Source organism: Klebsiella sp. TF21-TM (assembly GCF_019753495.1).
GTDB lineage: Bacteria > Pseudomonadota > Gammaproteobacteria > Enterobacterales > Enterobacteriaceae > Klebsiella > Klebsiella quasipneumoniae.
Window position 1 is genome coordinate 102,310 of the sequence record NZ_JAIJYL010000004.1, and the last position, 22,140, is coordinate 124,449.

Below are 22,140 nucleotides of genomic sequence, written 5' to 3' on the forward strand. Positions count from 1 at the left end.
TGGCGGTCTTGCTTTGGCTATTACTCCAAAAGGGGAGCCTCTCTTTTATTGATTACGCGCATCCTGTATGATGCACTCAGACTAACCTTAGCAACGCTGGTACTACTCCCTCACAATGACCCTTTTAGCTCTTGGCATCAATCACAAAACAGCTCCGGTCGCCCTGCGAGAACGCGTTGCGTTTTCGCCGGAAACGCTCGATAAGGCGCTGGAGAGCTTGCTGGCTCAGCCGATGGTGCAGGGTGGGGTGGTGCTGTCGACCTGCAACCGCACGGAACTCTATCTCAGCGTAGAAGAGCAGGATAACCTGCAGGAAGCGCTGATCCGCTGGCTGTGCGATTACCACGGCCTCAATGAAGAAGACCTGCGTAAAAGCCTCTACTGGCACCAGGATAACGATGCCGTCAGCCATCTGATGCGCGTCGCCAGCGGCCTTGATTCGCTGGTGCTGGGCGAACCGCAGATCCTCGGCCAGGTGAAAAAAGCCTTCGCCGATTCCAGCCGCGGCCATCTTAACGTCAGCGAACTGGAGCGGATGTTCCAGAAATCGTTCTCGGTGGCCAAGCGCGTGCGTACCGAAACCGATATCGGCGCCAGCGCCGTTTCCGTCGCGTTCGCCGCCTGTACCCTGGCGCGGCAAATCTTTGAATCCCTGTCGAGCGTGACGGTGCTGCTGGTCGGCGCCGGTGAAACCATCGAACTGGTGGCGCGCCATCTTCGCGAACATCACGTGCGCAAAATGGTGATCGCCAACCGCACTCGTGAACGCGCCCAGGCGCTGGCGGAAGAAGTGGGCGCCGAGGTGATTGCCCTCAGCGATATCGACGAACGGCTGAAAGAGGCCGACATCATTATCAGCTCCACCGCCAGCCCGCTGCCGATCATCGGCAAAGGCATGGTGGAACGTGCGCTCAAGGCGCGGCGCAACCAGCCGATGCTGCTGGTGGATATCGCCGTCCCGCGCGACGTCGAACCGGAGGTCGGCAAACTGGCTAACGCTTACCTCTACAGCGTCGACGATCTGCAAAACATCATTCAGCATAACCTGGCGCAGCGTAAGGCCGCGGCGGTGCAGGCGGAATCGATCGTCGAGCAGGAGACCAGCGAATTTATGGCCTGGCTGCGCGCGCAGAGCGCCAGCGAGACCATTCGCGAATACCGTTCTCAGTCCGAGCAGGTCCGTGAGGAGCTGACGGCGAAGGCGCTGGCCGCGCTGGAGCAGGGCGGTGATGCCCAGGAAATTATGCAGGATCTGGCGCGTAAGCTCACCAACCGCCTGATCCACGCGCCAACCAAATCACTTCAGCAGGCCGCCCGTGACGGGGACGACGAACGCCTGCATATTCTGCGCAACAGCCTCGGGCTGGAATAGCGCACCTTTCTCTTATTTTCAGGACAGGGTGAATTCACGCCTATGAAGTCTTCTATTGTTGCCAAACTGGAAGCGTTGTACGAGCGCCACGAAGAAGTGCAGGCGCTGCTCGGCGATGCCGCGACGATTGCCGATCAGGATAAATTCCGCGCGCTGTCGCGGGAGTATGCTCAACTAAGCGATGTGGCGCGCTGCTATACCGACTGGCGTCAGGTGCAGGAGGATATTGAAACCGCGCAGATGATGCTCGACGATCCGGAAATGCGCGAAATGGCGCAGGAAGAGCTGCGCGACGCCAAAGATAAAGGCGAACAGCTGGAGCAACAGCTACAGGTCCTGCTCCTGCCGAAAGATCCTGATGACGAGCGTAATGCCTTCGTGGAAGTGCGCGCCGGGACCGGCGGCGACGAAGCGGCGCTGTTTGCCGGCGATCTGTTCCGCATGTACACCCGTTACGCGGAATCGCGCCGCTGGCAGGTGGAGATCCTCAGCGCCAACGAAGGTGAACACGGCGGCTTTAAAGAGGTGATCGCCAAGATCAGCGGCGACGGCGTTTATGGCCGGCTCAAATTTGAATCCGGCGGCCATCGCGTGCAGCGCGTGCCGGCCACCGAGTCGCAGGGGCGTATCCACACCTCCGCCTGTACGGTGGCGGTGATGCCGGAGCTGCCGGAGGCGGAAATGCCGGATATCAACCCGGCGGATCTGCGCATCGATACGTTCCGTTCCTCCGGCGCGGGCGGTCAGCACGTTAACACCACCGACTCGGCGATCCGTATTACCCACCTGCCCACCGGCATCGTGGTGGAGTGTCAGGACGAACGTTCCCAGCATAAAAACAAAGCCAAGGCGCTGTCGGTGCTGGGGGCGCGGATCCGCGCCGCCGAAGTGGCCAAGCGTCAGCAGGCGGAAGCCTCCACGCGCCGCAACCTGCTGGGCAGCGGCGACCGCAGCGATCGCAACCGTACCTACAACTTCCCGCAGGGCCGCGTGACCGACCACCGCATCAACCTGACCCTTTACCGTCTTGATGAGGCGATGGAGGGCAAACTCGACATGCTGATTGAGCCGATAGTCCAGGAACACCAGGCCGATCAGCTGGCGGCGCTGTCCGAGCAGGAATGATGACCTTTCAGGCCTGGCTGCAGCAGGCAATCGCCCGCCTGGCGGAGAGCGACAGTCCGCGACGCGACGCCGAGATCCTGCTAGGACACGTCACCGGTCGGGCGCGCACCTGGATCCTGGCCTTCGGCGAAACGACGCTGTCCGCCGACGAGGCGACGACGCTGGAGGCGCTCCTGCAGCGACGCCAGCGCGGGGAGCCCATCGCCCATCTGGTCGGGCAGCGGGAGTTCTGGTCGCTGCCGCTGTTTGTCTCCCCGGCGACGCTGATCCCCCGCCCGGATACCGAATGTCTGGTGGAGCAGGCGCTGGCGCGTCTGCCCGTCGCGCCGTGCCGTATTCTCGACCTCGGCACCGGGACCGGCGCCATTGCCCTGGCGCTGGCCAGCGAACGTCCTGACTGTGAAGTGATCGCGGTGGACGTGATGCCGGACGCCGTGGCGCTGGCGTTGCGTAATGCCGCCCATCTGGGCATTGCTAACGTGACGATACGGCAAAGCGACTGGTTCAGTGCGCTGGCCGGGCAGCGCTTCGCCATGATCGTCAGCAATCCCCCCTATATCGACGCCGCCGACCCGCATCTTGCCGAAGGCGATGTGCGTTTTGAGCCGTTGACGGCGCTGGTGGCAGGCGACCAGGGGCTGGCCGATCTGGCGCAGATTATCCGCGAGGGGCGGCAGTATCTGCAGCCCGGCGGCTGGATGCTGCTGGAGCATGGCTGGACCCAGGGCGAAGCGGTACGCGCCCTGTTTCGCGAGGCGGGCTATCTGGATGTCGCGACCTGCCGCGACTATGGCGACAATGAGCGTCTGACCCTCGGACGTTTACCCGACATGGAGAACGTTGGCTGATGAACTTATTCACGGCTGTCCTCTACCTGCACATCGCCAGCGTGGTGGTGTCGGTAGGATTGTTCGTTTTACGTTACTGGTGGATGTATCACCAGAGCCCGCTGCTGAACCAGCGGTGGGTGCGAATTGCGCCGCACTGCAGCGATACGCTGCTGTTTCTCAGCGGTGCGGGATTAATGGCGATAACGCACTACCTGCCGTTCACAGAAGACGGCGCATGGCTGACTGAAAAGCTGTTTGGCGTTATCATTTACATCGCATTAGGTTTTATCGCGCTGGGCCGTCGTCGTCCGCGCAGCCAGCAGAGCCGCTTTATCGCGTTCCTGCTGGCGCTGGTGGTGTTGTTTATCATCATTCAACTCGCCATCACAAGAATACCGATAGTGGGGTAGGTCATGGGGTCATTAGCGGATTTCGAATTTAACAAAGCGCCATTGTGTGATGGCATGGTCCTCATTTCTGAACAGGTCCGCGACGATTTTCCGACGCGTTTTGTCGAGGAAGAGCTGCAGCGGCTGCTGCGCCTCGCGCAGGAGGAGATTGCGCCTTCGTGGGACCAGGAACGCCAGATAGAACGCCTGCTGGCGCTGTTTTACGAGGAGTGGGGCTTTGGCGCCTCGCAGGGCGTTTATCGTCTATCCGACGCGCTATGGCTCGATAAAGTGCTGGTCAACCGCCAGGGGAGCGCGGTGTCATTAGGCGCGATCCTGCTGTGGATCGCCCAGCGCCTGGGGCTGCCGGTGGTGCCGGTGATCTTCCCGACCCAGATGCTGCTGCGCGCGGACCCGGAAACCAGCGAAGAGATGTGGCTGATTAATCCGTTCAACGGCGAAACCCTCGACGAACATACCCTGGAGGTATGGCTGAAGGGCAACATCGGGCCGGTGGCGGAACTGTTTAATGAAGATCTCGACGAAGCGGATAACGCCGAGGTGATCCGCAAGCTGCTGGACACCCTGAAGTCGGCGCTGATGGAAGAGCGGCAGATGGAGCTGGCCCTGCGCGCCAGCGAAGCGCTGCTGCAGTTTAACCCGGAAGATCCGTATGAGATCCGCGACCGCGGGCTGATATACGCCCAGCTGGATTGCGATCACGTGGCGCTGCTGGACCTGAGCTATTTTGTCGAGCAGTGTCCGGAGGATCCGATCAGCGAGATGATCCGCGCACAAGTCAACACGATTTCGCACAAACAAATTACATTGCATTAGTCTGGAACCATTCCGGTTACACCCTGATAAGGCGAATTTATGAAACAAAAAGTGGTTAGCATTGGTGATATCAACGTAGCGAACGACCTGCCGTTCGTGCTGTTCGGCGGGATGAACGTGCTGGAGTCACGCGATCTGGCGATGCGCATCTGCGAACATTACGTCACCGTTACGCAGAAGCTTGGCATCCCCTACGTCTTCAAAGCCTCCTTTGATAAAGCCAACCGTTCCTCCATTCACTCCTATCGTGGGCCGGGTCTGGAAGAAGGGATGAAGATTTTCCAGGAGCTGAAGCAGACCTTTGGCGTGAAAATCATCACCGACGTTCATGAAGCCAGCCAGGCGCAGCCGGTGGCTGACGTCGTGGACGTGATCCAGCTTCCCGCCTTCCTCGCGCGCCAGACTGACCTGGTGGAAGCGATGGCCAAAACCGGAGCGGTGATCAACGTCAAGAAACCGCAGTTCGTTAGCCCGGGCCAGATGGGCAACATCGTCGATAAATTCATCGAAGGTGGTAACGACAAAGTGATCCTCTGCGACCGCGGCGCGAACTTCGGTTACGACAACCTGGTGGTGGATATGCTCGGCTTCGGCGTGATGAAGAAAGCCTCCAACAACTCGCCGGTTATCTTCGACGTCACCCACGCGCTGCAGTGCCGCGACCCGTTTGGCGCTGCCTCCGGCGGTCGCCGCGCGCAGGTGAGCGAGCTGGCCCGCGCCGGTATGGCGGTGGGTATCGCCGGTCTGTTTATCGAAGCGCATCCGGATCCGGACCACGCGAAATGCGATGGCCCGTCCGCGCTGCCGCTGGATAAACTGGAACCGTTCCTCAAGCAGATGAAAGCGATTGACGATCTGGTGAAAAGCTTCGACGAGCTGGATACCAGCAAGTAAGCCTGACCGCATCACTGAAAAAGCCTGCCGGCGTCAAAACCGGCAGGCTTTTTTTTCGCCCGGACTCCGCCGGACGGGAAAGCGGGGTCAGGCGAAAATGGTCATCAGGTAGGCGGCGAACAGCGCCAGATGGGCCGCGCCGTTCAGCACATTGGTGCGTCCGGTGGAGAAGGAGATATGGCACAGCACCAGCGAGGCGACCATCACCACCATCTCCGGCGCGCCAAGGCCAAAGCGCAGCTCATTGCCGGTCAGGAAGGCGATGAGGGTGACCACCGGGACCGTCAGCGAGATGGTGGCCAGCACGGAGCCGAAGAACAGGTTCATCGCCCGCTGTACCTGATTGTTGAGCACCGCTTTGAGCGCGCCAAGGCCTTCCGGCGACAGGATCAGCAAGGCCACGAGGAAGCCGGTGAAGGCCACCGGGGCATTCATGCTGGTCAACAGCGTTTCCAACGGGTTGGCGTTCATTTTAGTGACGGCGATCACCGCCACCAGGTGCACCAGCAGCCAGGCGGTATGCCACCCGCTGCTGTGGGCGGACGGTTTACCGTGGTGCGGGTCGTCATCATCGCCGTCGTCTTCATGCTCGTAAACAAACAGACTCTGATGGGTTTTGGTCTGAATAAGCAGGAAAACGCCGTACATGGCCGCCGAAATCACCGCCACCAGCAGCGATTGCCCGGTGCTGAAGTTCGCGCCCGGCAGCGCCATGGGAAACACCAGCACGATAATCGCCAGCGGAAACAGGGCGATAAGATACTGCTTAATGCCGAACAGATTCATATATTGGGTGGCGAATTTACGCCCGCCCAGCAGCAGGGAGAAACCGACCAGACCGCCGGTGACGATCATAATGATGGAGTAGAGCGTATCACGCATCAGGGTCGGTGCGGCGTCGCCGGTGGCCATCAACGCGGAGATCAGACTGACCTCAAGGATAACCACCGACAGGCTGAGAATCAGGGAGCCGTAGGGTTCGCCCAGGCGGTGGGCGAGGACGTCGGCGTGGCGGACTACGCTGAAGGCGCTGCTTAAAATACCGACCAGCGCGAGGATATTAATCGCGATAACCACTGGCAGTGACTGGCTGCTGCCCCAGAAAAACAGCACCGCCAGCGCCAGCACCGGAAAGACGAGGGAAGACTCCTTATGGCGGGTTTTTACCGCCTCATGTGCATGGGTCATGAACCATCTCCATTTATGCAGGTGTTATAATTATAAAAACGCAGGGCGATAAAGTAACAGATTTTGGTAAATTTCTGCTGGATTTTTACTTAAGTTTACGGGTATCGAGAGATATCTTGATTAGTTTATTATAATTTGCGATTACGTTATTTTTATACTTATTATTCAGATAATTACTAAAATTCATTTTTAACTCATCATCGGCTTGATAGCCTGCCGCCTGCGTTCCAGACTTAAATTTTATGCTCAAACAGGAGGTCATTATGCCCTATAACAGTAAACAAGAGCTCCCCGACAGCGTTCAGCATGTTCTGCCTGCCCATGCGCAGGAAATTTATAAAGAAGCGTTTAACAGCGCCTGGGATCAATATAAAGATAAAGAGGAGCGGCGCGATGACGCCAGCCGTGAAGAGACGGCGCACAAAGTCGCCTGGGCGGCGGTGAAAAACAGTTACGAGAAAGGCGATGACGATAAGTGGCATAAGAAAAAATAATTGCTGACGCCGCTTTTATGCTTGCCAGCGCCCCGCTGATTGCTTATTGAAAGATAAAGCTGGATAATATTTCAGCAATATTGACGGATGCATGAGACGAACGCCGGGAAGCGGGCAGTGGCGGAGGTAGTAAACAGTGTTAACTCGTGATTTCTTGATGAATGCGGATTGTAAGACAGCGTTTGGCGCTATTGAGGAATCGCTACTCTGGTCGGCAGAACAACGCGCAGCCTCGCTGGCGGCGACGCTGGCCTGCCGCCCGGATGATGGCTCAGTATGGATCTTTGGCTACGGTTCGCTTATCTGGAACCCGGCGCTCAATTATCGCGAGTCCTGCACCGGCACGCTGCCGGGCTGGCACCGCGCGTTTTGCCTGCGGTTGACCGCCGGGCGCGGGAGCGCCTGCCAGCCGGGACGTATGCTGGCCCTGAAAGAGGGCGGTCGAACCACCGGCGTCGCTTATCGTCTGCCGGACGACACGCTGGAAGAAGAGCTGACGCTGCTGTGGAAACGGGAGATGATTACCGGCTGCTATCTGCCCACCTGGTGCAAGCTGGAGCTGGATGACGGGCGGACGGTAAATGCGCTGGTGTTTATTATGGATCCGCGTCATCCGCTATTTGAGCCGGATACCAGCGCCCAGGTCATTGCTCCGCTGATCGCCCGGGCCAGCGGGCCGCTCGGCACCAACGCTCAGTACCTGTTTTCGCTGGAACAGGCGTTGAGTAAGCTCGGGATGCACGACGCCAGTCTTGATGATCTGGTGGCCAGCGTCCGCGCGCTGTTGGGCGACAGCCCGACGCCGGGCCTGGCCTGAGCGCGCGGAAAAGAAAAACGCCCGGCATGGCCGGGCGTGTGTTAAGGCAGTGACTGTCATGCCGGAACGTAGCTGATGGAGTGCTCCAGTGACTGGCTGTGACTGTCGATAAGCACGTTCCAGGTGCCGCTGTAGGGCACCGTCAGATAGGCGCTGTCCCGATCCTGCACGCTCAGAATATCCGCATGGCTGTCGCCAGGAACCTTCGCGCTCATCAGATGAATATGGCAGCGCTCTGAGCACCGCACCACCAGCGTGTCACCGCCAAACAACGTCAAACTTGCTTTTACCATCGCCATTTTTGTACCCCGTTTCTGTCCCGCTACAGCATCCTGCCCACCCAGTCCTCGCGTGATATTGTTCACACTTTGCTCTGTGCATCACACCAAACGGCGCGGGTCGGGATGCTGATTTTGATCAAAAAAAGGGATAAAGATTAAACAAAAATGACGTTGTTCCTGAAAGCATTCAGCTAACGTTTTTTTTACCTCTTCAGGCGGCGAAACCTGATATTTCCTGCCGTTCGGCGGCGCAGATTTAGAAGGTCAGCACTTTATCTGCCGCCAGGGTCCACTGGGCCAGCTCAACGAGAGTGCCAACCTCCACCCCATCAACCAGCGGCAGTGCGCTGACCCTGCGGCCGTCCGCGCAGGTCTTGCATAGCTTCACGGGAACCTGCTGGGCGGTGAGGATCTCCAGCATCTGCTGCACATTATACCCTTCCGCCGGCTTCTGCCCGCGCAGCCCGGCGGTGACGGCGTCGGACATCAAAAACAGCTTGAGATCGAGGTCGGACTGCTGTTCGCGCAGGGCAATGGCCAGGCGCAGGCTGTTGAACAGGGATTCACTGCCGTAGGCGGCGCCGTTGGCGATAATCACAATACGTTGCATACAAACTCCTTCTTAAAGGCACGGTTATTGCTTTACCGCAGTATAAAGCGTTAACCCGGAGGAGGGGTATGAATAATACGACTGGTCACGCGGACGAGGCGACGGCCTGGCTGCAGCTGGCGCGCCGCCTGCAAAAACAACAGCTTCAGCAACTTGCCCGGCTGGGCGAGCTGGCAAGTCAGCTCAGCGCGCTGGTGCATATGCTGCAGTGCGAGCGCGGGGCGTCGAATATTTTTCTTTGCTCGGGCGGTCAGCTGTACGCGGCGGAGTGTCGGGCGGGTGGGGCGCTGGTTGATGAGCGGCTGGCCTTGTTCTATGCCGCCCTCGAACGGGCGCGCGCGGTCGCCGGCAGCGCGCTGTGCTGGCGCATCGCCCGGGCGGTCGGCGATCTGGCGCAGCTCCCGGCGCTGCGTGAGCAGGTCAGCCGCCGGCAGGTCGCCGCTGAAGCCGCGACGGAGCAGTTCAGCCGTATTATCCGCCATCTGCTGAATATCGTCCCGCAGCTCAATGACAGCATTGACGACCCGTCGGTAGCCGGGCGTATGGTCGCCCTGTACAGCTTTATGCAGGGAAAAGAGCTGGTGGGCCAGGAGCGCGCGCTGGGAGCATTGGGCTTTACCCGCGGTGAGTTCAGCGACAGCCTGCGCCAGCAGCTGGTGGACCGTATTGATGGTCAGCAGCCCTGCTTTGACAGCTTCCAGGCGCTGGGCAGTCCGGCGACGGTCCAGCTGTTTACGACCGAGTGCCAGGCCGGTCTGGACATCGAGCAACTGAGGCGGATCGCCTGCACCCGCCAGCCGGCGGCGGACGGCGGGGAAACGGCGCTGCGCTGGTTCGGCCTGCAAACCCAGCGGCTTGAGCAACTGCGCGAAGTGGAAGAGCAACTGATCGACGATCTGCTGGACGCCACCGACGCGCTGTTAGAAGACGACGCGCCTGGCTGGCTGGCCGGGGAGGAGAGCGACAGCGTGACGCCGCGGCTGGATAAACAGCTGCTGCCGCTGGTGCGCCAGCAGGCCTATGAGCTGCAACAGCTCTCCAGCCAGCTGGCTTCGCTGAAAGACGCGCTCGAGGAACGCAAGCTGATCGAAAAAGCGAAAAGCCTGCTGATGACTCATCAGGGGATGCCGGAGGAGCAGGCCTGGCAAACGCTGCGCAAGATGGCCATGGACAAGAATCAGCGGATGGTTGAGATAGCCCGCGCGCTGCTGATGGTGAAGGCGATCTGGCCATTAACCCCAAAGGAGTAGATGCACAATCGATGGGCATTCGCTGCCTGTCGGCGGTGCACTTTTGCCTGACAAACCGACCAGAGCGAAAGGAAAAGCCCGCCAGCGCGCCATAGCCAAAGCTGGCATCCCCTTTGCATTAGCATTAGTGAGTGAATAAAAGTCCGGGCGACGAACCAATGGCGGTTCGGGTGTCCGTGGATAAAGGCGTCCTGCAGTGCATATGCACTGTCGGGCGCTTTTTTTTTGCGCGTGTGGAGCGGATATGAGCGATAAGTTTTCAATTTCACGGCGGCGCTTGCTGCAGGCGGGGGCCGCGCTGGGCGGCGCGATGCTGCTGCCGGGCGTGATGCAGGCCGCATGGGCCGGCGGCTCGGACAGACCGGAGCAAACCACCGTGCGGGTAGGGTTTATTCCGCTGACCGACTGTGCGCCGCTGGCCATCGCCGCGGCGAAGGGGTTTGACAAAAAATATGGCATTACCCTGGCGCCGAGTAAGGAGGCCAGCTGGGCGGCGGTGCGCGACAAGCTGGTGGCCGGTGAACTGGACGCGGCGCATATACTTTATGGCCTGCTGTACGGTCTTGAACTGGGGATCGCCAGCAAGCCGCAGGCGATGGCTAATCTGATGACCCTCAACCGCAATGGTCAGGCCATCACCCTCTCCAGCGAACTGCAGGAGAAAGGGGTGATCGACCTCGGCGGACTGAAACGGCTGATCGACCGCAGCGCGCCGGGCAGCTACACCTTCGCCCATACCTTTCCCACCGGCACCCATGCCATGTGGCTTTACTACTGGCTGGCGAGCGCCGGCATCGATCCCTTTAACGATGTGCGCACCGTCGTGGTGCCGCCGCCGCAGATGGTGATGAACATGCGCATCGGCAATATGAGCGGCTTTTGCGTCGGCGAGCCGTGGAACGCCCGCGCCATTAACGACCGTATCGGCTTCACCGCGGCCACTTCCCAGGATATCTGGCCTGAGCATCCGGAAAAGGTGCTGGGCGCCCGTCGCGACTGGGTGGAACGCCACCCGAACACCGCCCGCGCGCTGGTGGCAGCCCTGATGGAGGCGCAGCGCTGGATCGCCGCCTCGGCGGAGAACACCCGGGAGACGGCCCGCCTGCTCGCCAGACGCGGCTGGCTCAATACCAAAGAGCAGTACCTCACCGGCCGGATGCTTGGGGAGTATGACAACGGCCTCGGCCGCCGCTGGCAGGATGCCCATCCGATGCGCTTTTACGCCGAGGGAGAGGTGAGCTTCCCCTGGCTGTCGGACGGGATGTGGTTCCTCACCCAGTTTCGTCGCTGGGGGCTGCTGAAGCAGGCTCCGGATTACCTCGCGGTGGCGTCGCGCCTTAACCGCATCGACGTCTGGCAGGCGGCCGCCCAGGCGGTCGGCGGGATCAGTACACCGGCGGCCACGATGCGCAGCAGCACACTGATGGACGGTACGGTCTGGAACGGGTCTGACCCGGAAGGCTACGCCCGCCATTTCGCTATTCAACGTAAGGGGGCATGAGATGAAGCAGGCACAACGTAAGCAACCGGTCGTCAGCGCGGAGAACGCGCCTGGCGAAGTCATTATCCTGCCGCCGGTGCAGGTCCGGCGCACCACGCCGACCGTCACGCGCTGGCTGCGTGAGCTCACCCAACGCCTGCTGCCCCCGCTGCTGGGGCTGGGGGTGCTGCTGCTGGCCTGGCAGCTGGCGGCGATGCACAGCAAAGGCTTTCCCACCCCGTTGAGCACGCTGGACTCGGCGCTGACGCTGTTCGCCGATCCGTTCTATCAGGACGGGCCGAATGACATGGGGATCGGCTGGAACGTGCTGGCCTCCCTGCAGCGCGTGGCGGTGGGCTTCGGCCTGGCGGCGCTGGCGGGCATTCCGCTGGGGTTTTTGATCGGCCGCTCGCTGTTCTTCGCCCGCATGTTTAATCCGCTGATTGCTCTGCTGCGCCCGGTCAGCCCGCTGGCCTGGCTGCCGATTGGCCTGCTGCTGTTCCAGAAGGCGGAGCCCGCCTCCAGCTGGACCATTTTTATCTGCTCCATCTGGCCGATGGTGATCAACACCGCGGAAGGCGTGCGGCGGATCCCGCAGGACTATCTCAACGTCGCCCGCGTCCTCCAGCTCTCAGAGTGGACGGTGATGCGCAAAATTCTCTTTCCGGCGGTGCTGCCGGCGGTGCTCACCGGCGTGCGCCTCTCCATCGGCATCGCCTGGCTGGTGATCGTGGCGGCGGAAATGCTCACCGGCGGGCTGGGGATCGGCTTCTGGATCTGGAACGAGTGGAACAACCTCAATGTGGAAAACATCATCATCGCCATCGTCATTATCGGCGTCGTCGGCCTGCTGCTGGAGCAGGGCCTGATGCTGCTCGCCCGCCGCTTTAGCTGGCAGGACAAATAAGGAGCCAATATGAAACCATTAATTCAGGTGCAGGCCGTCAGCCAGCGCTTCAACACCGCCAGCGGCGAGTTTCTGGCGCTACAGAATGTCTCCTTCGATATCGTCGAAGGGGAGACCATTAGCCTGATCGGCCACTCGGGGTGCGGAAAATCGACCCTGCTGAATCTGATCGCCGGGATCACGACCCCTACCGAGGGCGGACTGCTGTGCGATAACCGGGAAATCGCCGGGCCCGGGCCGGAGCGGGCGGTAGTTTTCCAGAACCACTCGCTGCTGCCGTGGCTGAGCTGTTTCGACAATGTGGCGCTGGCGGTGGATCAGGTGTTCCGTCGCACCATGAGCAAGCATGAGCGTCGGGAGTGGATTGAACACAACCTCGCTCGCGTGCAGATGAGTCATGCGCTGCATAAACGGCCCGGGGAGATCTCCGGCGGCATGAAGCAGCGGGTGGGTATCGCCCGGGCGCTGGCGATGAAGCCGAAAGTGCTGCTGCTTGATGAGCCCTTCGGCGCCCTGGACGCGCTGACCCGCGCTCACCTCCAGGACACGGTGATGCATATCCAGCAGGAGCTCAATACCACCATCGTCATGATCACCCACGACGTTGATGAAGCGGTGCTGCTTTCCGACAGGGTGCTGATGATGACCAACGGCCCGGCGGCGACGGTCGGCGAGATCCTCGCGGTCGATCTGCCGCGTCCGCGCCATCGCGTTCAGCTGGCGGACGACAGCCGGTACCACCATCTGCGCCAGCAGATCCTCCATTTCCTGTATGAAAAACAGCCGAAAGCGGCATAAGGAGGCGGTCATGACGCGGCGACTGGTGGTGATCGGTAACGGCATGGCGGCCACCCGGCTGGTGCAGCGGCTGGTTGAGCGCGACCCTGCGCGGTTTGCCATTACCGTCGTCGGCGACGAGCCGCACCCGGCCTATAACCGCATCCAGCTCTCGCCGCTGCTGGCTGGCGAAAAAACGGCATCACAGATCCCGTTGCTGCCGGCGGAGTGGTACACCCGGCACGGGGTGTGTCTGCGGTCTGGCGAGGCGGTGGATGAAGTGGATGTTGCGCAACGGCGGCTGCGCATCGCTGACGCCTGGCTGCCGTGGGACGAGCTGGTTTTCGCCACCGGCTCGCGGCCCTTTATCCCGCCGCTGCCGGGCATTGATCGTCCGCAGGTTATGCCCTTCCGCACCCTGGCGGACGTGGAACGTATTCTGGCGATACCCGGCCCGGCGGTGGTGATTGGCGGTGGGGTTCTGGGCGTGGAGGCGGCGGCGGCGCTGCGTCGCCGCGGCGGAGAGGTCACACTCCTGCATCGCGGCAGCGGCTTAATGGCGCCGCTGATCGACGCCTTTGCCGCCGATGAGCTCAGGCAGCAGCTTGAAGCGCGCGGCATTCGCTGCGTGCTGGAGTGCCGGATCGCCGCCATCGACGCCGACGGCGTGCGGCTGGCGGACGGGCGGGTATTCCGCGCCGCCCGAGTGGTGCTGGCGACCGGCGTGCAGCCCAACAGCCGTCTGGCGGCGCAGTCCGGCGTGCTGTGCCAGCAGGGGATCGTGGTTGACCGCCAGATGGCCGCCTCGCTGCCGGGGATCAGCGCCATTGGCGAGTGTTGCGAAATTGACGGCCAGACCTGGGGGCTGGTGGCTCCCTGCCTGCGCCAGGCCGAGGTGCTGGCGGATCGCCTGTGCGGCGCCCCCGGCGCGGGCTTTGTCTGGCAGGACGCCGGGACCCGCCTGAAGGTCACCGGCATTGAACTCTTTAGCGTCGGCGAACAGCAGGCCGGCGAACAGGATGACATCTATACCAGCTGGGATCCCATCGACCGGCACTATCGTCGCCTGCTGCTGCGCGACGGCCGCCTGCGCGGCGTGCTGCTGATGGGCGACTGTACCGCCGCCGCCGCGCTCACCGCGCGCCTGGAAAGCGACGAGCCCGCCACCGCGGACTGGCTTTTTGACCCTTCTTCAACGCAGCCGCAGGCTGCAGGAATAATGACGATGACGAAACCTGTATTAGTGCTGGTGGGACATGGCATGGTCGGCCACCATTTTCTCGAACAATGCGTGAGCCGCAACCTGCATCAGCAATATCGTATCGTGGTGTTTGGCGAAGAGCGTTACGCCGCCTACGACCGGGTGCATCTCTCCGAATATTTCGCCGGACGCAGCGCCGAATCGCTGTCGCTGGTGGCCGATGATTTCTTTCACCAGCACGGCATCGAACTCCGCCTCGGCAAGGCGGTGGCGACGATCGACCGCGACGCGCGGCTGGTGCGGGACGCCGAGGGGCATGAAACTCACTGGGATAAACTGGTGCTGGCGACCGGCTCCTATCCCTTTGTTCCGCCGATCCCTGGCAACGATCTCGACGGGTGCTTTGTCTATCGCACCCTTGACGATCTCGACCGTATCGCCGCCCATGCCGCCGCGGCGAAGACCGGGGTGGTGATCGGGGGCGGCCTGCTCGGGCTGGAGGCCGCCAACGCCCTGAAACAGCTGGGGCTGGAGACGCACGTGGTGGAGTTTGCCCCGAACCTGATGGCCGTCCAGTTGGATAACGGCGGGGCGGCGATGCTGCGGGAGAAGATCGTCGCCCTCGGCGTGGGGGTGCATACCAGCAAAGCCACCACCGCCATCGTGCGCGAGGCCGATGGCCTGCGGCTGAACTTTGCCGACGGCGGCACGCTGGCGGCCGACATGGTGGTCTTCTCGGCAGGGATCCGCCCGCAGGACGCGCTGGCCCGCGGCTGCGCGCTGCAGGTTGGCGAGCGCGGGGGGATTGGCATCGACGGCCAGTGCCGCACCACTGACCCGGACGTGCTGGCGATAGGCGAATGCGCCCTGTGGGATAATAAAATTTACGGCCTGGTGGCGCCGGGTTATCAGATGGCGCGGATCGCCGCGGCCACCCTCGCAGGAGAGGACGCCTGCTTTAGCGGCGCCGACATGAGCACCAAACTGAAGCTGCTGGGGGTTGACGTAGCCTCGTTTGGCGATGCGCAGGGGCGCACGCCGGGCTGCCAGAGCTATCAATGGACCGACGGTCCGCAGCAGGTTTACAAAAAAATCGTCGTCAGTCAGGACGGCAAAGCCCTGCTTGGCGGCGTGTTGGTGGGGGACGCCAGCGACTACGCCACGCTGCTGCAGATGATGCTGAACGGCATGGCGCTGCCGCCGCGTCCGGAGAGCCTGATCCTGCCGGCGCTGGAGGGGGCCGCGCCGAAGGCGCTGGGGGTGGCGGCGCTGCCCGACAGCGCGCCGATCTGCTCCTGCCATAGCGTCAGCAAAGGCGATATCTGCCAGGCGGTGAACAATGGCGCGGGGGATATGGCGGCGATAAAAAGCTGCACCAGAGCGGCCACCGGCTGCGGCGGCTGCAGCGCGCTGGTGAAACAGGTGATGGAGCACCAGCTGGCGGCGCAGGGCGTCGAAGTGAAAAAAGACGTCTGCGAGCATTTCCCGTGGTCGCGTCAGGAGATCTACCATCTGGTGCGGGTCAACCATATCCATACCTTCGAGCAGCTGATTAGCCGCTACGGCCAGGGGCACGGCTGCGAGGTTTGTAAACCGCTGGTGGCCTCGGTGCTGGCCTCCTGCTGGAACGAATACCTGCTGAAGCCGGCGCACCTGCCGCTGCAGGATACCAACGACCGCTATTTCGCCAACATTCAGAAGGACGGCACCTATTCGGTGGTGCCGCGGATGGCGGCGGGGGAAGTGACGCCGGACGGGCTGATCGCCATCGGGCAGATCGCCAAACGTTACCAGCTCTACAGCAAAGTGACCGGCGGCCAGCGCATCGACCTGTTTGGCGCGCGGCTGGAACAGCTGCCGGCGATCTGGCGCGAGCTGGCCGACGCCGGGTTTGAAACCGGCCACGCCTATGGCAAGTCGCTGCGCACGGTGAAGTCCTGCGTCGGCGCAACCTGGTGTCGCTACGGCGTGCAGGACTCCACCGGGCTCGCGGTGCGGCTCGAGCATCGCTATAAAGGGCTGCGCGCCCCGCACAAAATCAAGATGGCGGTCTCCGGCTGCACCCGCGAATGCGCCGAAGCCCAGGGCAAAGACATCGGGGTGATTGCCACCGACAAAGGCTGGAATCTCTACGTCTGCGGCAACGGCGGAATGAAGCCGCGTCACGCCGACCTGTTTGCCAGCGACCTCGACGAAGCGACGCTGATCCGCAGCATCGATCGTCTGCTGATGTTCTATATCCGTACCGCCGATCGCCTGCAGCGGACCAGCACCTGGATGGACAACCTGGAGGGCGGCGTGGCCTACCTGCGGCAGGTGGTGCTGGAGGATAGCCTCGGCATTGGCGAGGAGCTGGAACAGGAGATGGCCCGCATCGTCGACAGCTACCAGTGCGAGTGGCAGACCACGCTCAACGATCCCCAGCGCCTGGCGCTGTTCCGCTCCTTCGTGAACAGCGACCAGCCCGACGAGGCGGTGCAGCGCCACGATCTGCGCGGTCAGCCGCAGCCGTTGCCTGCTGAAGCGTTGCCTGAAGGCGAACTCCCATCCCGGCCGTGGCAGGCGATTTGCGACCTTGACGCCATCCCGGCGCAGGCGGGGATCGGCGCCCGGTTAGGGGAGCGGCAGATCGCCCTGTTCCGCTTTGGCGATCGGGTGTATGCCCTGGACAACCGCGAGCCGGGCAGCGCGGCCAACGTGCTGTCGCGGGGGCTGTTAGGGGACGTCGGCGGGGAACCGGTGGTGATCTCCCCGCTGTACAAACAGCGGATTCGCCTGCGCGACGGCTGGCCGTGCGACGGCGGTGAACAGGCAGTGCGCGCCTGGCCGGTGAAAGTGGAAAACGGCAAAGTGTGGGTGGGCAGCCAGCAGCTGCTGGCGCGAGCGGAGGCCTCCTGATGAAGACCATCCGAACGACCTGTCCCTACTGCGGCGTAGGCTGCGGCGTGCTGGCGAGCGTGGATGACGCGGGTCAGGTGAGCGTGCGCGGCGACGATCAGCACCCGGCCAACCTCGGCCGCCTGTGCGTCAAAGGGGCGGCACTAGGGGAGACCACGGGCCTGGCGGGGCGGCTGCTGGCGCCGGAGGTGGACGGCCAGCCGGTGGCCTGGTCTCAGGCGCTGGCGGAGACCGCTTCCCGCCTGCAACAGGTTATCGACCAGCACGGTCCGCAGGCGGTGGCCTTCTACGCCTCCGGCCAGCTGTTGACGGAGGATTACTATGCCGCCAACAAGCTGATGAAGGGATTTATCGGCGCGGCGAACATCGATACCAATTCGCGGCTGTGCATGTCTTCGGCGGTGACCGGCTACAAGCGGGCCTTTGGCGCCGACGTGGTGCCCTGTAGCTATGAGGATGTGGAAAACAGCGATCTGGTGGTGCTGGTCGGCTCGAACGCCGCCTGGGCGCACCCGGTGCTGTACCAGCGTCTGGCGCAGGCGAAGCGGGATAATCCCCGGCTACAGATCGTGGCGATAGACCCCCGGCGCACCGCCACCTGCGAAATCGCCGATCGCCATCTGGCGCTGGCGCCGGGAAGCGACGGCGGGCTGTTCGTGGGGTTGCTTAACGCCCTGGCGCAGGCCGGGGCCTGCGTCGACGGTTTTCGCGACGGCCCGCAGGCGCTGGCCGCCGCCCGCGGCTGGGACGTGGCGAAAGTGGCGGCTTTTTGCGGCCTGCCCGCCGATGAGGTGGCGGGTTTCTATCGCGATTTTATCGCCGCCCCGCGGGCCATCACCCTCTACACCATGGGAATTAACCAGTCAGCCAGCGGCAGCGACAAATGTAATGCCATCATCAACGTCCATCTGGCCAGCGGAAAGTATGGCCGCCGCGGCTGCGGCCCCTTTTCGCTGACCGGTCAACCCAACGCCATGGGCGGGCGCGAAGTCGGCGGGTTGGCGACGATGCTGGCGGCGCACATGGATTTTGTGCCAGACGATCTGCAGCGGCTGGCCCGCTTTTGGGGAACCGAGCGGCTGGCGCAGACCCCGGGGCTGACCGCCGTGGAGCTGTTTGCCGCCATCGGCCGCGGCGAGGTGAAAGCGGTGTGGATCATGGGCACCAACCCGGTGGTGTCGCTCCCCGACAGCCACGCGGTGAGCCAGGCGCTGGCCGGCTGTCCGCTGGTGATCGTCTCGGATGTCGCCGCTGAGACGGATACCGGACAATTCGCCCACATTCGCTTTCCGGCGCTGGCCTGGGGCGAGAAAAATGGCACGGTCACCAACTCGGAGCGGCGCATCTCCCGTCAGCGTAGCTTCCTGCCGCCGCCGGGGGAGGCGAAAGCGGACTGGTGGATCATCGCCAGAGTGGGGCAGGCGCTGGGGTATCGCGAGGCGTTTACCTGGCAGCATCCGCATGACGTCTTCCGCGAGCATGCGGCGCTGTCCGATTTCGAAAACGACGGCCAGCGGGCGTTTGATATCGGCGCGTTGGCGGATCTCAGCCGCGAGGCATGGGACGCTATGGCGCCGGTACGCTGGCCGGTCAGCCGCCGCCGCGCCGCCTGGGATGTCACGCGCGGCTGGCATAGCGATGGCAGGCTGCGGATGGTGCCAGTGACGCCTCAGCCGACCCTGGCGGCAACCGATGTCTTTTATCCGCTGATCCTCAACAGCGGGCGGATCCGCGATCAGTGGCACACCATGACCCGCACCGGCGCCGTGCCGCGGCTGATGCAGCATATCGCGGAGCCGGTGGTGGAGGTGGCGCCGCAGGACGCCGTTCGCTACCAGCTTGTCGCCGGCGGGCTGGCGCGGATCTGGTCGCGCCATGGGGTGATGGTGGCGAAAGTGGCGATCAGCGAAGGCCAGCGCCCCGGCTCGCTGTTTGTCCCAATGCACTGGAACAATCAGTCCGCCCGCCAGGGGCGGGTGAATAATCTGCTGGCCGCCGTCACGGACCCCCATTCCGCCCAGCCGGAGAGTAAACAGGCGGCGGTGGCCATCGCCCCCTGGCAGCCTGCCTGGCATAGCGAACTGTTTTGTCGCGAACCGCTGCCGTTTCCTGCGGCCTGGCACTGGCGGCGGCGGGCGGCGGCGGGCGTATTGCACTACTCGCTGGCCGGGGAGGCGTCAGCCCGACAGTGGCTCAGCGTCTGGTGCGCGCAGCGCGGCTGGCAGCTGCAGATAGCAGACGGCGGCGCGGTGTGGAACCTGCTGGCGTGGCATCAGGGGAGGCTGATGCTGGGCTGGTGGAGCGATGCGCGCGAGCCGGCGGTGGATAGCGCAGGGATAAGCGCCGCCTTCGCCGCGCCGCCGTCCGACGCCGCCCGGCGCCATGCGTTGCTCAGCGGCCGACCGGACGCCGCCGCCGCGCCGCCGGGGCGGATCGTCTGCAGCTGTTTTGGGGTGGGGGAGCGGGCGATCGGCGAGGCCATCGCCAGCGGCTGCGCCAGCGTTGGGGCTTTGGGCGCCAGGCTTAAGTGCGGGACCAACTGCGGCTCCTGCGTGCCGGAGCTCAACGCGCTGCTGACGGCGCAACCGGCCCGCGCCGGGGCGTAACGGCGCAGCGGCACCTTCTGTGGTTGGGCGACTATTTGCCCAACCGGTTTCAGCATATTCCTGGAATTGTCCGCAGGGCTGCGGGAGAAGGGAAAAAACGATAAACTAAAACTATCTTCCAATTTTTTTCTGCGAGCCCGCGCAAATCCTGTTGATGCCTGTGTCGTACCGTTTGCTGCCATCCCTGATCTTTCTCCTGCTGCTGCCGGGCGCTCCCGTCTGGGCGCTGACCGCCAGCGACACCGCTCTTACGCCCCAGGGAGAAGATCCCTTGCCCGATTTGGGGATCGCCCCGCAGGTCGATGACGACGCCAGACACTTTGCCGAAGTGGCGAAGAAATTCGGCGAGGCCAGCATGAGCGATAACGGACTGACGGCGGGCGAGCAGGCGCAGATGTTCGCCATCAACAAACTCGGCAATGAAGTGAGCCACCAGCTGGAGAGCTGGCTCTCGCCGTGGGGCAACGCCAATGTCGACCTGCTGGTCGATAAAGAGGGGAAGTTCACCGGCAGTAAAGGGAGCTGGTTCGTGCCATTGCAGGATAACGATCGCTACCTGACGTGGAACCAGTATTCGGTAACCCGGCGCGAGAACGATCTGGTGGGCAATATTGGGCTTGGCCAGCGCTGGCGGGTCGGCGGCTGGCTGCTGGGCTATAACTCGTTTTATGACAAGGTGCTGAGCGAAAGCCTGGCCCGCGGCAGCGTCGGCGCCGAGGCGTGGGGGGAATATCTCCGCCTGTCGGCGAACTACTATCATCCGCTGGGCGACTGGCAGCTGCGGGAGAATCAAACTCAGGAGCAGCGGATGGCCGCGGGGTATGACGTTACCGCCCAGGCGCGGCTGCCGTTTTATGAGCACATCAACACCAGCGTCAGCGTCGAACAGTACTTCGGCGACAGCGTCGATCTGTTTCACACCGGCACAGGCTACCATAACCCGGTGGCCGTCTCCGTCGGGCTCAATTATACCCCGGTCCCGCTGGTCACCGTGACCGCCAAGCATAAGCAAGGGGAAAATGGCGTCAGCCAGAACAACGTTGGCCTGAAGCTCAACTACCGCTTTGGCGTGCCGCTCAAGCAGCAGCTGGCGGCGGACGAGGTGGCGTTCAGTAACTCGCTGCGCGGCAGCCGCTTCGACAGCCCGGAGCGGGATAATCTGCCGGTCGTAGAGTATCGGCAGCGCAAAAATCTGACGGTCTACCTGGCCACGCCGCCCTGGGATCTGCAGTCCGGGGAGACGGTGCAGCTGAAGCTGCAGATCCATAGTCTGCACGGCATCAAGTCGCTGCACTGGCAGGGCGACACCCAGGCGCTCAGCCTGACGCCGCCGGTGGATGCCAGCAGCCCCGATGGCTGGAGCGTGATTATGCCGGTGTGGAACAGTGAACCGGGCGCCGCGAACCGCTGGCGCCTGTCGGTGGTGGTAGAGGATAAACAGGGGCAGCGCGTCTCCTCCAATGAGATCGTCCTGGCGCTGACTGAGCCGCTGGTCAAGTTCACCGCGCCTGGCGTCTCGTGGACGGACTCGCCTTAAAAAATTCGCTCCTGGTGGACCCATACCGCGGCTTCCACCCGGGATTTGAGCTTCATTTTCTTCAGCATGTGCTTGACGTGCACTTTGACGGTGCTTTCGGTGATATCCAGCCGGCGGGCGATCATTTTGTTCGGCAGCCCCTGGGCGATCAGCTTGAGGATGTCGCGCTCGCGCGGGGTCAGCTGGCTGATGTCGCGATCGGAGGTGGCGCGGTTGGCGCGCAGGCTGGCGGCCAGCACCGGGGTTAACGCTTCGCTTAATACCATCTCGCCGGCGGCGGCCTGCTGCAGCGCTTTCAGCAGATCTTCCGGCTCCATGTCTTTCAGCAGATAGCCATCGGCGCCGCGCTTGAGGGCGGTAACAACGTCCTCTTCATGGTTAGAGACGCTGAAGACCACCACCCGGCCAGACAGCGATTTCTCACGCAGTTTGTCCAGCGTCTCCAGACCGTTCATGCCCGGCATATTGAGGTCCAGCAGGATCAGGTCCGGATCCAGCGACTCCGCCAGCTCGATACCTTGCGCGCCATTGCTGGCTTCGCCAATCACCTGGATGTCCGGCGCCATGCTGATCAGTTGTTTCACGCCGGTGCGCAGCATCGGATGGTCGTCAATGAGAAGGATGGTTGCCCGTTCCTGTTGACTCAT

Annotated in this window: 19 protein-coding genes; 15 read left to right on the forward strand and 4 right to left on the reverse strand. The window is 62.7% G+C overall.

What is annotated here, in order from left to right:
• Positions 1 to 115 precede the first annotated feature (115 nt).
• The 6 genes from hemA to kdsA are packed head-to-tail and all read left to right on the forward strand — an operon-like array spanning position 116 to position 5,447.
• Complete coding sequence (gene hemA, locus K5R89_RS05385) at positions 116 to 1,372, forward strand: glutamyl-tRNA reductase (protein ID WP_023290148.1); 1,257 nt, start codon at positions 116 to 118, stop codon at positions 1,370 to 1,372.
• A gap of 42 nt (positions 1,373 to 1,414) precedes the next feature.
• A complete protein-coding gene (gene prfA, locus K5R89_RS05390) occupies positions 1,415 to 2,497 on the forward strand; it encodes a peptide chain release factor 1 (protein WP_004203214.1) in 1,083 nt (360 codons plus the stop codon).
• The gene (gene prmC / locus K5R89_RS05395; protein ID WP_032453303.1) at positions 2,497 to 3,345 is read left to right on the forward strand and encodes a peptide chain release factor N(5)-glutamine methyltransferase; all 849 of its coding nucleotides are present in this window, start codon (positions 2,497 to 2,499) and stop codon (positions 3,343 to 3,345) included. The genes prfA and prmC overlap by 1 nt, the downstream gene beginning before the upstream one ends.
• Positions 3,345 to 3,737, forward strand: coding sequence for an invasion regulator SirB2 (gene sirB2, locus K5R89_RS05400; protein ID WP_217259217.1), 393 nt, complete (start codon positions 3,345 to 3,347; stop codon positions 3,735 to 3,737). The genes prmC and sirB2 overlap by 1 nt, the downstream gene beginning before the upstream one ends.
• A gap of 3 nt (positions 3,738 to 3,740) precedes the next feature.
• The gene (sirB1, locus tag K5R89_RS05405) at positions 3,741 to 4,553 is read left to right on the forward strand and encodes an invasion regulator SirB1 (RefSeq protein WP_217259218.1); all 813 of its coding nucleotides are present in this window, start codon (positions 3,741 to 3,743) and stop codon (positions 4,551 to 4,553) included.
• 39 nt (positions 4,554 to 4,592) lie between these two features.
• A complete protein-coding gene (gene kdsA / locus K5R89_RS05410; protein WP_002910393.1) occupies positions 4,593 to 5,447 on the forward strand; it encodes a 3-deoxy-8-phosphooctulonate synthase in 855 nt (284 codons plus the stop codon).
• An 87-nt stretch (positions 5,448 to 5,534) separates the two neighbouring features.
• On the opposite strand, the gene chaA is transcribed toward kdsA, so the two are convergent.
• On the reverse strand, positions 5,535 to 6,635 hold the full coding sequence (gene chaA, locus K5R89_RS05415; RefSeq protein WP_004203207.1) for a sodium-potassium/proton antiporter ChaA: 1,101 nt from the start codon (positions 6,633 to 6,635) through the stop codon (positions 5,535 to 5,537).
• Between the two features lie 263 nt (positions 6,636 to 6,898).
• Here chaA and chaB point away from each other — a divergent pair, with 263 nt between their 5' ends.
• On the forward strand, positions 6,899 to 7,129 hold the full coding sequence (gene chaB / locus K5R89_RS05420; RefSeq protein ID WP_064154432.1) for a putative cation transport regulator ChaB: 231 nt from the start codon (positions 6,899 to 6,901) through the stop codon (positions 7,127 to 7,129).
• A 136-nt stretch (positions 7,130 to 7,265) separates the two neighbouring features.
• Positions 7,266 to 7,946 (forward strand): gamma-glutamylcyclotransferase, encoded by a 681-nt coding sequence (locus K5R89_RS05425; RefSeq protein WP_023290144.1) that lies wholly within the window; start codon positions 7,266 to 7,268, stop codon positions 7,944 to 7,946.
• A gap of 56 nt (positions 7,947 to 8,002) precedes the next feature.
• Here K5R89_RS05425 and K5R89_RS05430 read toward each other — a convergent pair whose 3' ends face one another.
• On the reverse strand, positions 8,003 to 8,245 hold the full coding sequence (locus K5R89_RS05430) for a DUF1883 domain-containing protein (RefSeq protein ID WP_002910387.1): 243 nt from the start codon (positions 8,243 to 8,245) through the stop codon (positions 8,003 to 8,005).
• 238 nt (positions 8,246 to 8,483) lie between these two features.
• Entirely contained in the window at positions 8,484 to 8,837 is a 354-nt protein-coding gene (locus K5R89_RS05435) for a DsrE/DsrF/TusD sulfur relay family protein (protein ID WP_217259219.1), read from the reverse strand.
• A gap of 68 nt (positions 8,838 to 8,905) precedes the next feature.
• Here K5R89_RS05435 and nasR point away from each other — a divergent pair, with 68 nt between their 5' ends.
• The 7 genes from nasR (at position 8,906) to K5R89_RS05470 (ending at position 21,493) form a co-directional block, all read left to right on the forward strand.
• Positions 8,906 to 10,087 carry a nitrate regulatory protein NasR gene (nasR, locus tag K5R89_RS05440; protein WP_044523872.1) on the forward strand — a complete coding sequence of 394 codons (1,182 nt, stop codon included), beginning with the start codon at positions 8,906 to 8,908 and terminating at the stop codon, positions 10,085 to 10,087.
• 244 nt (positions 10,088 to 10,331) lie between these two features.
• Positions 10,332 to 11,588: a CmpA/NrtA family ABC transporter substrate-binding protein gene (locus K5R89_RS05445; RefSeq protein ID WP_217259220.1), complete on the forward strand. Its 1,257-nt coding sequence runs from the start codon at positions 10,332 to 10,334 to the stop codon at positions 11,586 to 11,588.
• Position 11,589: 1 nt separating this feature from the next.
• A complete protein-coding gene (gene ntrB, locus K5R89_RS05450) occupies positions 11,590 to 12,474 on the forward strand; it encodes a nitrate ABC transporter permease (RefSeq protein ID WP_087775644.1) in 885 nt (294 codons plus the stop codon).
• Positions 12,475 to 12,483: 9 nt separating this feature from the next.
• Positions 12,484 to 13,272 carry an ABC transporter ATP-binding protein gene (locus tag K5R89_RS05455; RefSeq protein WP_023290140.1) on the forward strand — a complete coding sequence of 263 codons (789 nt, stop codon included), beginning with the start codon at positions 12,484 to 12,486 and terminating at the stop codon, positions 13,270 to 13,272.
• 10 nt (positions 13,273 to 13,282) lie between these two features.
• Positions 13,283 to 17,350, forward strand: a complete 4,068-nt coding sequence (gene nirB, locus K5R89_RS05460) for a nitrite reductase large subunit NirB (protein ID WP_077269638.1) — start codon at positions 13,283 to 13,285, stop codon at positions 17,348 to 17,350.
• Positions 17,350 to 19,956, forward strand: coding sequence for a nitrate reductase (locus K5R89_RS05465; RefSeq protein ID WP_221853860.1), 2,607 nt, complete (start codon positions 17,350 to 17,352; stop codon positions 19,954 to 19,956). The genes nirB and K5R89_RS05465 overlap by 1 nt, the downstream gene beginning before the upstream one ends.
• Positions 19,957 to 20,110: 154 nt before the next feature.
• On the forward strand, positions 20,111 to 21,493 hold the full coding sequence (locus tag K5R89_RS05470; RefSeq protein ID WP_044524070.1) for a YchO/YchP family invasin: 1,383 nt from the start codon (positions 20,111 to 20,113) through the stop codon (positions 21,491 to 21,493).
• On the opposite strand, the gene narL is transcribed toward K5R89_RS05470, so the two are convergent.
• Complete coding sequence (gene narL / locus K5R89_RS05475; protein ID WP_002910198.1) at positions 21,490 to 22,140, reverse strand: two-component system response regulator NarL; 651 nt, start codon at positions 22,138 to 22,140, stop codon at positions 21,490 to 21,492. The genes K5R89_RS05470 and narL overlap by 4 nt on opposite strands.

What these genes read in the sequence shown, in the direction of transcription:
- kdsA (WP_002910393.1), top strand. Translation starts at nt 4,593, where the DNA reads ATGAAACAAAAAGTGGTTAGCATTGGTGATATCAACGTAGCGAACGAC.
- hemA (WP_023290148.1), top strand. Translation starts at nt 116, where the DNA reads ATGACCCTTTTAGCTCTTGGCATCAATCACAAAACAGCTCCGGTCGCC.
- K5R89_RS05470 (WP_044524070.1), top strand. Translation starts at nt 20,111, where the DNA reads ATGCCTGTGTCGTACCGTTTGCTGCCATCCCTGATCTTTCTCCTGCTG.
- nasR (WP_044523872.1), top strand. Translation starts at nt 8,906, where the DNA reads ATGAATAATACGACTGGTCACGCGGACGAGGCGACGGCCTGGCTGCAG.
- K5R89_RS05435 (WP_217259219.1), bottom strand. Translation starts at nt 8,837, where the DNA reads ATGCAACGTATTGTGATTATCGCCAACGGCGCCGCCTACGGCAGTGAA.
- prmC (WP_032453303.1), top strand. Translation starts at nt 2,497, where the DNA reads ATGACCTTTCAGGCCTGGCTGCAGCAGGCAATCGCCCGCCTGGCGGAG.
- K5R89_RS05445 (WP_217259220.1), top strand. Translation starts at nt 10,332, where the DNA reads ATGAGCGATAAGTTTTCAATTTCACGGCGGCGCTTGCTGCAGGCGGGG.
- chaB (WP_064154432.1), top strand. Translation starts at nt 6,899, where the DNA reads ATGCCCTATAACAGTAAACAAGAGCTCCCCGACAGCGTTCAGCATGTT.
- nirB (WP_077269638.1), top strand. Translation starts at nt 13,283, where the DNA reads ATGACGCGGCGACTGGTGGTGATCGGTAACGGCATGGCGGCCACCCGG.
- sirB2 (WP_217259217.1), top strand. Translation starts at nt 3,345, where the DNA reads ATGAACTTATTCACGGCTGTCCTCTACCTGCACATCGCCAGCGTGGTG.
- chaA (WP_004203207.1), bottom strand. Translation starts at nt 6,635, where the DNA reads ATGACCCATGCACATGAGGCGGTAAAAACCCGCCATAAGGAGTCTTCC.
- prfA (WP_004203214.1), top strand. Translation starts at nt 1,415, where the DNA reads ATGAAGTCTTCTATTGTTGCCAAACTGGAAGCGTTGTACGAGCGCCAC.
- K5R89_RS05465 (WP_221853860.1), top strand. Translation starts at nt 17,350, where the DNA reads ATGAAGACCATCCGAACGACCTGTCCCTACTGCGGCGTAGGCTGCGGC.
- sirB1 (WP_217259218.1), top strand. Translation starts at nt 3,741, where the DNA reads ATGGGGTCATTAGCGGATTTCGAATTTAACAAAGCGCCATTGTGTGAT.
- narL (WP_002910198.1), bottom strand. Translation starts at nt 22,140, where the DNA reads ATGAGTCAACAGGAACGGGCAACCATCCTTCTCATTGACGACCATCCG.
- K5R89_RS05455 (WP_023290140.1), top strand. Translation starts at nt 12,484, where the DNA reads ATGAAACCATTAATTCAGGTGCAGGCCGTCAGCCAGCGCTTCAACACC.
- K5R89_RS05430 (WP_002910387.1), bottom strand. Translation starts at nt 8,245, where the DNA reads ATGGCGATGGTAAAAGCAAGTTTGACGTTGTTTGGCGGTGACACGCTG.
- ntrB (WP_087775644.1), top strand. Translation starts at nt 11,590, where the DNA reads ATGAAGCAGGCACAACGTAAGCAACCGGTCGTCAGCGCGGAGAACGCG.